Source organism: Pseudomonas sp. PvP009 (genome assembly GCF_017832995.1).
GTDB classification, from domain to species: domain Bacteria; phylum Pseudomonadota; class Gammaproteobacteria; order Pseudomonadales; family Pseudomonadaceae; genus Aquipseudomonas; species Aquipseudomonas syringae.
The window spans coordinates 5,039,639-5,051,859 of sequence record NZ_JAFIBG010000001.1 but is presented as its reverse complement, the minus strand read 5'-3'; the positions used below and the strand labels follow the sequence as shown (position 1 = coordinate 5,051,859).

Annotated in this window: 6 protein-coding genes and 2 tRNA genes; 6 read left to right on the top strand and 2 right to left on the bottom strand. The window is 58.2% G+C overall.

The window, feature by feature from the left end; translation table 11 throughout:
• Positions 1-191 precede the first annotated feature (191 nt).
• From JOE29_RS21740 to JOE29_RS21725, 4 genes are all read left to right on the top strand, one after another.
• Positions 192-1,379: an ATP phosphoribosyltransferase regulatory subunit gene (locus JOE29_RS21740; protein ID WP_016567069.1), complete on the top strand. Its 1,188-nt coding sequence runs from the start codon at positions 192-194 to the stop codon at positions 1,377-1,379.
• Between the two features lie 54 nt (positions 1,380-1,433).
• A complete protein-coding gene (locus JOE29_RS21735) occupies positions 1,434-2,726 on the top strand; it encodes an adenylosuccinate synthase (protein ID WP_003422343.1) in 1,293 nt (430 codons plus the stop codon).
• Between the two features lie 171 nt (positions 2,727-2,897).
• Positions 2,898-4,832 (top strand): methyl-accepting chemotaxis protein, encoded by a 1,935-nt coding sequence (locus JOE29_RS21730; protein ID WP_103365082.1) that lies wholly within the window; start codon positions 2,898-2,900, stop codon positions 4,830-4,832.
• 314 nt (positions 4,833-5,146) lie between these two features.
• A complete protein-coding gene (locus tag JOE29_RS21725; protein WP_057407570.1) occupies positions 5,147-7,972 on the top strand; it encodes a hypothetical protein in 2,826 nt (941 codons plus the stop codon).
• Between the two features lie 94 nt (positions 7,973-8,066).
• Here JOE29_RS21725 and JOE29_RS21720 read toward each other — a convergent pair.
• Together JOE29_RS21720 and JOE29_RS21715 are read right to left on the bottom strand one after the other, a co-directional pair.
• Positions 8,067-8,153 (bottom strand) — tRNA-Leu (locus JOE29_RS21720).
• Positions 8,154-8,313: 160 nt separating this feature from the next.
• A tRNA-Leu gene (locus JOE29_RS21715) sits at positions 8,314-8,400 on the bottom strand.
• 225 nt (positions 8,401-8,625) lie between these two features.
• On the opposite strand from JOE29_RS21715, the gene rnr reads away from it, so the two are divergent.
• Together rnr and rlmB are read left to right on the top strand one after the other, a co-directional pair.
• Positions 8,626-11,259 (top strand): ribonuclease R, encoded by a 2,634-nt coding sequence (rnr, locus tag JOE29_RS21710; RefSeq protein WP_003393525.1) that lies wholly within the window; start codon positions 8,626-8,628, stop codon positions 11,257-11,259.
• Positions 11,256-12,017 (top strand): 23S rRNA (guanosine(2251)-2'-O)-methyltransferase RlmB, encoded by a 762-nt coding sequence (gene rlmB, locus JOE29_RS21705; protein WP_003317206.1) that lies wholly within the window; start codon positions 11,256-11,258, stop codon positions 12,015-12,017. The genes rnr and rlmB overlap by 4 nt, the downstream gene beginning before the upstream one ends.
• Positions 12,018-12,221 lie beyond the last annotated feature (204 nt).

Sequence of the window (12,221 nt, the reverse complement as noted above, 5' to 3'; positions counted from 1 at the left end):
ATTCCCGGCTTTTTTGCGTCTGCACGATTGATTGGCCGTATCTGAATCGGAACGCGGCAAGATTTTTCGAGGAAAGTGGTCTGCAAGGCCTGTCTCGGGCATTTGTCGTGCCCGTCATACGGCGCACCACTTTCTGCTTCACTCAAGGTCGGCCCTTAGGCTGGCCGCCTGGATCACAGGGGAATGGCGTAATGGCAACGGTCGACCGCTGGCTGCTACCAGATGGCATCGAAGAAGTACTGCCACCGGAAGCGGCGCGCATTGAAGTAGCGCGCCGTCAGGTGTTGGATCTGTTTCAGAGCTGGGGCTATGAGTTTGTCGTCACCCCGCATATCGAGTATCTCGAGTCCCTGCTGACTGGCGCGGGTTCGGATCTGGATCTGCGCACCTTCAAGGTTATCGACCCGCAATCGGGCCGGCAGATGGGCTTTCGCGCCGACATCACGCCGCAGGTTGCACGCATCGATGCGCACACCCTGAAACGTGAAGGCCCGAGCCGTCTGTGCTACGCGGGCAGCGTTCTGCATGCCCAGCCGCGCGCGCTGTCGTCCTCGCGCAGCCCGATACAACTGGGTGCCGAGTTGTACGGCGATGCGAGCCCGAGCAGCGACGTCGAAGTCATCAGCCTGATGCTGGCCATGCTGCAACTGGCCGATGTGCCGGATGTGCACATGGACCTCGGGCATGTCGGTATCTACCGTGGTCTGGCGCGTGCCGCCGGCCTGTCGGGTGAAGTCGAGCAGCAGCTGTTCGATGCGCTGCAGCGCAAGGCCATCGATGAGGTGATTGCCCTGACCGCCGATCTGCCGCCAGAGCTGGCAACGATGCTGCGCGCACTGGTCGATCTGTGCGGTGGTCGTGAGGTGCTGGACGCCGCACGTGATCGTCTGGCCGGCGCACCTGCGCCGGTGCTGGCCGCGCTGGATGACCTGCTGTCGATCGCCGAGCGTCTGACTGCGCGTTTCCCGCAGTTGCCGCTGTACTTTGACCTGGGCGAACTGCGCGGCTACCACTACCACACCGGTGTGGTGTTCGCGGTATTCGTACCGGGCGTGGGCCAGTCGATCGCTCAGGGCGGTCGTTACGATGACATCGGCGCCGACTTCGGTCGTGCCCGCCCGGCGACCGGCTTTTCCACCGACCTGAAAACCCTGGTTACCCTGGGGCAGGCAGAAATCGTCCTACCGTCTGGTGGCATCTGGGTGCCGGACAGTACGGATGCGGCACTCTGGCAGATGGTTTGCCAGTTGCGCAGTGAAGGTCAGCGTGTGGTTCAGGCCTTGCCTGGGCAGCAGGCGAGCGCCGCGCGTGAAGCCGACTGTGACCGGCAATTGATTCAGCATGGCGAGCACTGGCAGGTAATGCCGCTGGCTTCTTGAGTATTCCTGCCGGCCGCCGCCGGCACCAAGTTTGCGTGAATGAGGACAAGTGTTATGGGTAAGAATGTCGTAGTCCTGGGCACTCAATGGGGTGATGAGGGCAAAGGCAAGATCGTTGATCTGCTGACCGAACATGCTACCGCCGTAGTTCGCTATCAGGGTGGCCACAACGCTGGCCACACACTGGTGATCGACGGTGAGAAAACCGTATTGCACCTGATTCCGTCCGGTGTGCTGCGCGAAGGCGTGCAGTGCCTGATCGGTAACGGTGTGGTGGTTGCTCCCGACGCGCTCCTGCGCGAAATCATCAAGCTGGAAGAGAAAGGCATTCCGGTGCGCGAGCGCCTGCGCATCAGCCCGTCCTGCCCGCTGATCCTGTCGTATCACGTGGCACTCGACCAGGCGCGTGAAAAGGCCCGTGGCGAGTTCAAGATCGGCACCACCGGTCGCGGCATCGGCCCCGCTTACGAAGACAAGGTTGCACGTCGCGGTCTGCGCATCGGCGACCTGTTCCATCGCGAGCGTTTCGCCGCCAAGCTGGGCGAACTGCTCGACTACCACAACTTCGTGCTGGTCAATTACTACAAAGAGCCTGCCATCGACTTCCAGAAGACACTCGACGAGTGCATGGAATACGCTGACATGCTCAAGCCGCTGATGCTTGACGTCACCGCTGCGCTGCATGAAATGCGTCGCGACGGCAAAGACATAATGTTCGAAGGTGCCCAGGGTTCGCTGCTGGACATCGACCACGGTACCTACCCGTACGTCACCAGCTCCAACACCACTGCGGGCGGCATTGCCACCGGTTCCGGTTTTGGTCCGATGTACCTGGATTACATCCTGGGCATCACCAAGGCCTACACCACGCGCGTGGGTTCGGGTCCGTTCCCGACCGAACTGTTTGACGATGTCGGTGCCTTCCTGGCCAAGCGCGGTCACGAGTTCGGTGCTACCACCGGTCGAGCCCGCCGTTGCGGCTGGTTCGATGCGGTCATCCTGCGTCGCGCTATCGAAATCAACAGCATTTCGGGTCTGTGCCTGACCAAGCTGGACGTGCTCGACGGTCTGGAAACCATCAATATCTGCATCGGCTACGAGAACGAAGAAGGCGCGGTCATCGACGCGCCTACCGACGCTGACAGCTACCTCGGCCTGCGTCCGGTCTACGAAGAAATGCCGGGCTGGAGCGAGTCCACACTGGGTGCCAAGACCCTTGAAGAGCTGCCGGCCGCTGCACGCGCCTACATCAAGCGCGTCGAAGAGCTGGTCGGTGCGCCTATCGATATCATTTCGACCGGTCCTGACCGCAACGAAACCATCGTACTGCGTCACCCGTTCGGCTGATCCATCGCCGAGCACCACAAAGAGGGCCGCATTTGCGGCCCTTTTTGCGTTCAGCGTCGGGTGGATTCAATCCGGCAAAAAGTGAGACTTGTGTCACGGCACGGCGCTTGCTACAAAGATGACAGAAAAGTGCCATCATTTTAATGGCGCTGTGGGTGGAAGGATTCTCCTGTGTCTGCAGTCTTGTCTCTCTTGCAAAGTCGTCTGCTGCGCCCGGTCTTTATTGCGCTGGGCATTGCCCTTTTGGTGCAGGTCATCGTGGCGGTTGCGCTTACCCGGAGCACGGTCACCGCGCTTGAGGCTGATCTCGCCAACCGTCTCGGGGTAGATTCGCAACATCTTTCCGCAGAGCTGGAGTCGGCGAGTAGCGAAGTGACATCGAGCCTCGATGCGTTGTCATCCAGCACTCGTCAGCGCCTGAGTGTCGGGCTTTCTACCCGCCTGAAGGACGAGCAGGCTCAACTGCGTGCCACGCTGGAGAAAGACCTTCGCGAGTCCGCGACCGACATGGCCGAACTGCTGGCTGCCGTCGCTCCGCGCGCCATGTGGGACAACGACACTCCGACGCTTTCCGAATTCGCACGCCGTGCCCAGCGCAATCCCAACGTACTGTTCGTCGTTTATGACGACGCCGCAGGTGAGCACCTTACGCGTTACATGAATCGCGACAATCCGCTGGTCAAGGCCCTGCTGGCCAAGGGTGAGGGCGAGCGGGCGATGGACAAGGTCCTCAATGCGGCGAAAAACGATCCTTCCGTGTATTACGTTGAAGCGTCCATCAGCCCTAACGGTGTAGAGATCGGCAAGGTGCGCATGGGTGTGTCAACGGCAACGGTCGAAGAGAACCTTGCCGCGCTGGACAAGCGTTTCGCGACCCTGATCACCAGTGGTGAACAGTTGGTGTCTGACAGCCTTGCCAGTGCCTCGAAAGACAGCTCGACTGCCTTGCGCACGCGTCTGCAGTCGGCTCAGGCGGCAGCGACTGCGATGACCGCCAACACGCGTGTTGCGGTTCAGGAAGCTGCCGAAACACTGCGCTGGAGAATCGGCATGGGTCTGGCGCTGGTCGGCCTGTGTGTCTTGCTGTTACTGGCGGTGGTGCTCGGACGTCGGGTTGTCAGCAAGCTGCATCTGCTGATCGCGGCACTCAATGACCTGGCGGCGGGCGAGGGCGATCTGACCAAGCGCGTCAAGCTGGACAGCAATGACGAGATTGGTGATATGTCGGCGGCGGTCAACCGCTTCATCGACAAGCTGCAACCTATCGTCCGCGAGGCAGGCGAAGTGGCGCAGCGCACCGGGCAGGAAATCGGTGTCATGAGCGAGCGTAACGCCGGTGCCGATGCGGCGGCCGAATTGCAGCGGGACGAAGTGGCGGCCAGCCTCAAAGCGCTGGAGCAGATGGCCGACGAGGCGCAGTCGGAAAGCCATGCGATGCAGGCAGCCCTGCGTCAGGTGATCGATATCAAACAGGCAACCGATGAAAACACCCGTACCTCCAGTCAGGTTGGCGGGTTGATCGAAGCGCTGGCTGGGCAGGTTGAGACGGGGGCGCAAGTGATCGAGCGTCTGGCGCAGCAAAGCCAGCAGATCGAGGTGGTGCTGGAAGTCATTCATGGTATTGCCGAGCAAACCAACCTTCTGGCGTTGAACGCAGCCATCGAAGCGGCTCGCGCAGGTGAGACGGGCAGAGGCTTTGCCGTGGTGGCTGACGAAGTGCGTGCGCTGGCCAGCAAGACCCAAAGCTCGACGGGCGATATTCAGGAGCACATCGTGGCCTTGCAGCGCGGCGCGAAAGAGGCGGTCGCAGCCATCGGCATCGCCGGGCGTCAGGCCAAGGAAGGTCTTGAGGTGCTGCGCGACAGCGCCAAGCGGCAGCAGACGGTGCAAGCTTCCGTGGAGCAGGTGCATGCGGCCATTGGTCTGGCGACCAGGGCGGCCGTTCATCAGGCTGAAGGCGCTCAGGCGGTGCGTGGTCGAGTCGAGGTGATCCATGCTCAGGCCGAGCGTGCTGCCAAGGCGGTGGTGGAGACGACTGCCAGCGGCAAGGTGCTCGATGGGCTGGCTGCACAGTTGAAGGCGAGCCTGGGGCAGTTTCGGGCTTGAGGTGTTGAGCGTTTTTGGGAAAAGGCCTTCGCTTACACTTTGGTTTGCGAGGCGCTCAGCAGGATGTTTGACACAGTGCTGACATCGTAGCGAAGCGTCGTGTACTCATTTCAAAGGCACAAGGCGGGCTGTGTCTGGATAATCGCAAAAAGTTTATTTTTAAAATGTCTACCTGTTACTTCTGATAGTAATCCTATAAGCAACGATCCTCTACAGTGAGCAAGAACTCATGATGACTGATGAGTACTCTGTACTGTGCTGGCCTCAGAACGTACAGCCGGATATATAATTTTATTTCTATGGAAGGAATGAATATGACTGTCTTATGGGATGTTCCTCTTGCCCCGGTAGGTGTTGGGGGTGTCTGGAGAACTGATGCGGTTACAGGAGTAAAATATGTTCAACTGGGCTACCCCGACAAGCCTTCATCGCCCCCCTCGCCGTCGGATATGTCCTACCTTGCAGGGCGGGGGCTCGGAGTCAGGCTGTCGTCGTTATGGAACAATTATTACGTGAGTTTTGCTCCTGGCGAGCACGTTCAGATTAATTTCAAGGGTAAGTCTCAGAGTGGATCGCTGATTAGTTGGAGTACGTCTTACATAGCGCGATCTGTCGTTGGTGGTGATGTACTTACCGTGACGGTGCCGTCTGATATTGTGAAAGCGCTCGCCGGTCAAACAGCGACTATTCAGTATGTCGTCAGGCCCGCAAGCAACATGACTGGCAAGATTCGCACATCGCGACCTCTTGAGTTTCAGATTCGAGGTCTTTATCTGCCTGCTCCCGAATTGTTGGAAGCCGTCAACGACTCTATCGACCCGGACCACATCAGTGCCAAGGCAGCAGTCAATTTTGTAACGGTCAGTCTCGATTACCCAGGTATTCAGCTTGGGGACACTGTCAAACTTGTCAGGGAAGGCGTGGACGCCAAGCAGAATGCAATTAACTTTACTGACAAAGACCGGCCCATCAGTGCCAGCAATCTACAGCGTCGTCCAATGAAAATTACCTGGACAGATGCCGATATCAAGCCGCTGGTCAATGGGGTCATGAGTATCTACTACAAGGTTTATAGAGATGGCGTCTGGTATACCTCGCCCAAGCGCAATATCTATGTCGGACCAAGCCTTGCGAGTTTGCCGCCATTTATCAACGAAGTTTCTGATAATCGTCTCGATCCGGACAAAATTGCTGACTCTATCAATGTTCATATTCCTTCCGCTGGAACACTGGTAAAAGACAAGATCACGCTATTCTGGAGTGACTCGTCAAAACAGAAGACGTTTACCGATGAGGGGGTTGTTACCCAGCAGAATGTCGATGGCGACATGTCATTTGATGTGTATCTGGATAACCCCATTGAATTCAACCGAGGCAAGGTTGTGACGGTTTTTTACCTGCTTGAGCGTGTCCTGCCAGATGGACGTAAAGTCAGTTTTCGTTCTGCTGACTATCAGTTTTTTGTCGGCAGCCAGAAGGATCAGGAGGCTGCAGATGCCAGGGTTTTGACCGGCGCTGTGGTGGACGGTGTCAAAGACGGCAAAATGGATGCTGCTCTTGCGAGCGTTGGAACAAAACTCACCGTGCCTTCCGCCGAAACTCAGGTGGGAGACAGTGTTGCGGCTTATTGGCAGCCGGCCGAGGGTGGTGATCCGGTCGTATTGGGTGTTCAGGCTGTTGATGCAGCCAACGTGAATATCGACCTGGTATTCAATATTCCCGCGGCCTCCGTCAGCACAGCGCTCAACAAAAAGGCCATTGTCTATTACGTTATTGAGCGAAGAGGGTTTGGCGGCAAGACTCAGAAGTTCAGGTCTCAGGAAGAACTGTTTTCGGTAGGCACTCAGGTGGCTGGTCTATTGCTTCCTGCTCCTGAGGTTCCGGCGTCTGTTGACTGGGTCCTTGATCCGATGGCCGTGCAAAATGGCACAACAGTGGTTGTTCAGCCTTACCCCACCATTGCTGTTGGCGACAAGGTCCGGCTCTTCTGGATCGGTACTGACGGCCCCGGAACGCCAGCTATAGCCGAACAAACTGTCGGCAGTGTGAGCAATGCATTGGAGTTCGTTATTCCAGCCTCGGCAATTGGTTCCAATACCGGGGCAGAGGTCTGGGTCTATTATCAGGTCACGCGCAACGGGCTGATCAATCCGATAGATTCTGACGACACCATCATCGATGTCGATCTACTTGGTGGGGATAACCTGTCTCTGCCAGTGGTCGGCCAGGCACCCGCAGATCTGCTGGATCTGGCCTCGGTAAAAACCGACATCGTGGTGACGCTCAAGAAGTGGCCATTCATGGCAGCCGGTCAACGGGTGTGGTTGCGGCTGGAAGGTACTGCCCAGGATGGTAGTGCGGTGGAGATCAACGTCTGGACAGCCAGAATATTGACCGATGCCGATGCAAAGCAGGACTTGGCTATTACTATCACTCGGGCCCAGTTCGATAATTTGGCGGCGGGCAGTCAGTTGCAGGTATTTGCAAAGGTTACGTTCGATGGTGACTTCAGTGACACCTACGCTGAAGGCTTTCCGACGCTGAGTTTGACAATCAAACCGCAAGGCAACTTGCTGAGTGTCAAGTTTTCAGATGTTTCTTTAAGCGCTGCGTACCCGAAGCCAGGCAGCACTGCTGCAGTGCCGCCCGGCTCAAGTCAGTTGATGGTTGTTAGTGGCGGTAAAGGTCCCTATACGTTCGAGTCCGGGGAATCGTCTATCGTCGAGGTCGATGCTAAAGGCCTGTTGATGGCCAGGAAGAACGGATCTGTATATGTCCAGGTGCGAGATTCCCTTGGCCAGGTTGTGTACGTAACGGTCACTGTCCAAGGTATTTCCACGTTGGAGTACCTGAATGTCGATACCTACACGGAGTGTAAAAAAATCGCCGACAGCAGAAACAAAGGTCTTGTCATCCCGGATCTGGCAACCTGGCGCAGGTTGCGTGCTGAAGGTGGTGGGAAGCTGGATATCGATTTTCCGGCAGCGCCCGCGGGGCAGCAGTGGGCGCGCAGGGTCTGGGCAAGTGACGGTGGTTTGTTGACCAGAAAGTGCTATTACCCTGATAACGACACAGATAAAGATCTTTCAGACATAAAAATCGGCGGAGAGGTGGCCTATGGCTTCGCTTTGAAGCCCTAACGGAGTGTGTCCGTTATGGACTTGGCTTGCTCAGTCGCCAGGATGAGCAAGCCAAAAAGCAAAAAACCGAGCCATTGGCTCGGTTTTTTTGAATTGGTGCCCAGAAGAAGACTCGAACTTCCACGACCTTGCGGTCACCAGCACCTGAAGCTGGCGTGTCTACCAATTTCACCATCTGGGCAGCATCAGCAGCGTGTACGCCGTTGATGGGGCGCACTATACGGCGATCGTTTTACTCTGTAAACCCCTGTTTTGATTTAATAATCAAACCCTGAAAATGCAAAAACCCGCTTTCGCGGGTTTTTGTGAGGCTTGAGACTGTTGTAGTCTGTCGCCTGAATTGGTGCCCAGAAGAAGACTCGAACTTCCACGACCTTGCGGTCACCAGCACCTGAAGCTGGCGTGTCTACCAATTTCACCATCTGGGCAGTATCGACAGGCATCAACCTGTCGATGGCGCGCACTATACGGAGCGTCTTTTAGGCTGTAAAGCCCGTCAGTGCAAAAAGCTCGAAAAAAATCGCGGACGGCGTGTTTCGGGTGTTTCAGCGGAGTCCAAGAGGCTTTTTGTCCAGCGGATTGAGCGTGAAATTTCCCGTTTCATGAGGTCTATGCCAAACTAACCCCTATATATACAAGGTGAAAACTATCTAATGGCCGATTGGCAGTCCCTCGATCCCGAGGCCGCTCGTGAAGCGGAAAAATACGAAAACCCTATTCCCAGCCGCGAGCTGATCTTGCAGCACCTTGCCGAGCGCGGTTCGCCGGCCAGTCGCGAGCAACTGGTCGAAGAGTTCGGCCTGACCACCGAAGATCAATTCGAGGCTCTGCGCCGCCGCCTTCGGGCGATGGAGCGTGACGCCCAGTTGATCTACACGCGTCGCGGCACTTATGCACCGGTAGACAAGCTTGACCTGATCCTGGGTCGCATCTCCGGGCATCGTGATGGCTTCGGCTTTCTGGTGCCGGACGACGGCTCCGACGACCTGTTCATGAGCCCGGCGCAAATGCGCCTGGTGTTCGATGGTGACCGGGCACTGGCCCGTGTTTCCGGTCTTGACCGTCGCGGCCGCCGCGAAGGTGTGATCGTCGAAGTGATCTCGCGTGCTCACGAAAGCATCGTGGGTCGCTATTTCGAAGAAAGCGGCATCGGCTTCGTGGTGCCCGACAACCCGAAAATCCAGCAGGAAGTGCTGGTGACGCCGGGTCGTAACAACGGCGCCAAGATCGGCCAGTTCGTCGAGGTGAAAATCACCCATTGGCCGACGCCGCGCTTCCAGCCGCAAGGTGACGTGATCGAAGTGGTGGGCAACTACATGGCGCCCGGCATGGAGATCGATGTAGCGCTGCGTACCTACGACATTCCGCACGTGTGGCCCGAAGCTGTCCTCAAGGAAGCTGCCAAGCTCAAGCCGGAAGTCGAAGAGAAGGACAAGGAACACCGCGTCGATCTGCGCCATCTGCCGTTCGTGACCATTGACGGCGAAGATGCTCGTGACTTCGACGATGCGGTCTACTGCGAAGCCAAGCCGGGCAAACTGCGTTTGTTCTCTGGTGGCTGGAAGCTCTACGTGGCGATTGCCGACGTATCGAGCTACGTGAAGATCGGCTCGGCGCTGGATGCTGAATCCCAGGTGCGCGGCAACTCGGTGTATTTCCCCGAGCGCGTCGTGCCCATGCTGCCTGAGCAATTGTCCAACGGCCTGTGCTCGCTGAACCCGCATGTCGATCGTCTGGCCATGGTCTGCGAGATGACCATCTCCAAGACCGGCGAGATGACTGACTACGTGTTCTACGAAGGCATCATCCACTCCCACGCTCGCCTGACCTACAACAAGGTCAGCACGATTCTGGAGCAGCCGAAAACCGCCGAGGCGAAAAGCCTGCGCGGCGAATACGGCGATGTGGTGCCGCACCTCAAACAGCTTTATGCCATGTACAAGGTATTGCTGGGCGCGCGTCATGTGCGTGGTGCGATCGATTTCGAAACTCAGGAAACCCGGATCATCTTCGGTTCCGAGCGCAAGATTGCCGAAATCCGTCCGACCACCCGTAATGATGCCCACAAGCTGATCGAGGAATGCATGCTGGCTGCCAACGTGGCCACCGCGCAGTTCCTGAAGAAGCACGAAATTCCTGCGTTGTACCGCGTTCACGATGGTCCGCCACCAGAGCGCCTGGAAAAACTGCGTGCGTTCCTCGGCGAGCTGGGTCTGACGTTGCACAAAGGCAAGGAAGGCCCGACACCGAAGGATTATCAGGCGCTGCTTGAAACCGTTCGCGATCGTCCTGACTACCACCTGATCCAGACCGTGATGCTGCGTTCGTTGAGCCAGGCGGTCTACAGCTCGGACAACAACGGTCACTTCGGTCTGAATTACGAAGCGTACACGCACTTCACGTCGCCTATCCGTCGTTATCCGGACCTGCTGACCCATCGCGCGATTCGCAGTGTCATTCGCTCCAAGCAGGATACGCCGCATGTTCGTCGTGCCGGCGCGGCCACGATTCCGAAGGCGCGCATCTACCCGTACGACGACGCGCTGCTCGACCAGTTGGGCGAACAATGTTCGATGAGCGAGCGCCGTGCCGACGAGGCCACGCGCGACGTGGTCAACTGGCTCAAGTGCGAATACATGAAGGATCGCGTCGGCGAGTCGTTCCCGGGCGTGATCACCGCTGTAACCGGCTTTGGCCTGTTCGTCGAGTTGACCGACATCTATGTCGAAGGCCTGGTCCACGTGACCGCCTTGCCGGGTGACTACTACCACTTCGATCCGCTGCACCACCGCCTTGCCGGCGAGCGTACCGGGCGTAACTTCCGCTTGGGCGACACCGTTGAAGTGCGGGTCATGCGCGTCGATCTGGACGAGCGCAAGATCGATTTCGAGATCTCCGAAGCGGCAGCGGCTGCGAAGCCGACGGCTCGCAAGCGTCGTGGTAATGACACCGCGGCACCTGCTGCCACAGCCACGGCTGAAAAGGACAAGGCACCTGCCAAGTCCGGACGCCGTAGCGCTTCGACCAAGGACAGCAGTCCCGAAGCGTATCGCCCGAGCGATGCCGCCGCGAAAAACGCAGAAGTGCGTAAAAGCCGCGAGCTGAAAAAAGCGCTTCTGGCAGACGCGAAGGGTGGTAGCAAGGCATCGTCGGGAAAGTCTGACAGGTCGGGCTCTGCGCCTTCATCGGGCAAGCCGGCCAGCAAGCACCGTAAAGGCTCGTCAAAAACGGGCTCCGCGCCAGCTGCGAAAAGCAGTGGCGCTCGTAAACCCAAGGCCAAGTCATGAGTCAGCTGGAAAAAATCTACGGCGTTCACGCCGTAGAAGCGTTACTTCGTCATCATCCGAAACGCGTCAAGCACATCTGGCTGGCCGAGGGTCGTAACGACCCTCGCGTCCAGACGCTGGTGGCACTGGCCGCGGAGAATCGCGTGACCATCGGGCAGGCCGAGCGCCGCGAAATGGATGCCTGGGTCGAGGGCGTGCATCAGGGCGTTGTTGCCGATGTCAGCCCGAGTCAGGTCTGGGGCGAGGCGATGCTCGACGAGCTGCTGGACCGCAGTGAAGGCTCGCCGCTGCTGTTGGTGCTGGACGGCGTGACCGATCCACACAACCTCGGCGCTTGCCTGCGTACCGCCGATGCGGCGGGTGCACTGGCGGTCATCGTGCCCAAGGACAAGTCCGCAACCCTGACGCCAGCCGTGCGAAAGGTCGCCTGCGGTGCCGCCGAGGTTATCCCGCTTGTGGCAGTGACCAACCTGGCGCGTACCCTGGAAAAACTGCAGCAGCGCGGATTGTGGGTGGTAGGTACTGCGGGCGAGGCCGAGGTCGAGCTGTATCAGCAGGACCTGACCGGGCCGACCATCATTATCATGGGCGCGGAAGGCAAGGGCATGCGCCGCCTGACCCGTGAGCATTGTGATTACCTGGTGCGCTTGCCAATGGCGGGCAGTGTCAGCAGTCTCAACGTGTCGGTCGCGACCGGCGTGTGTCTGTTTGAAGCGCTGCGCCAGCGCAGTGTCAAGGCTGCCGGCAAAAAGGCCTGATTTCGGCGCCTGGTCAGAGCGAGCAGGTCGCGCCATGCGATCTGCTCATTAATTCACCAATTGCCTTGCGCCTCCCTCGACCCTTCTCTACAATTGCGCCCCTTGCTGTCACGGCAGGCGCGCATGTGCCTGTCCCTGAGCAAGACCAACAGTGTCATTCACTCCTTGTCTGACCGCTATTTGAGCGGCAGGCTACAACCCGTA

Excerpts from the sequence above, each read along its gene's own strand:
- JOE29_RS21735 (WP_003422343.1), top strand. The coding sequence starts at position 1,434 with ATGGGTAAGAATGTCGTAGTCCTGGGCACTCAATGGGGTGATGAGGGC.
- JOE29_RS21740 (WP_016567069.1), top strand. The coding sequence starts at position 192 with ATGGCAACGGTCGACCGCTGGCTGCTACCAGATGGCATCGAAGAAGTA.
- rlmB (WP_003317206.1), top strand. The coding sequence starts at position 11,256 with ATGAGTCAGCTGGAAAAAATCTACGGCGTTCACGCCGTAGAAGCGTTA.
- rnr (WP_003393525.1), top strand. The coding sequence starts at position 8,626 with ATGGCCGATTGGCAGTCCCTCGATCCCGAGGCCGCTCGTGAAGCGGAA.
- JOE29_RS21725 (WP_057407570.1), top strand. The coding sequence starts at position 5,147 with ATGACTGTCTTATGGGATGTTCCTCTTGCCCCGGTAGGTGTTGGGGGT.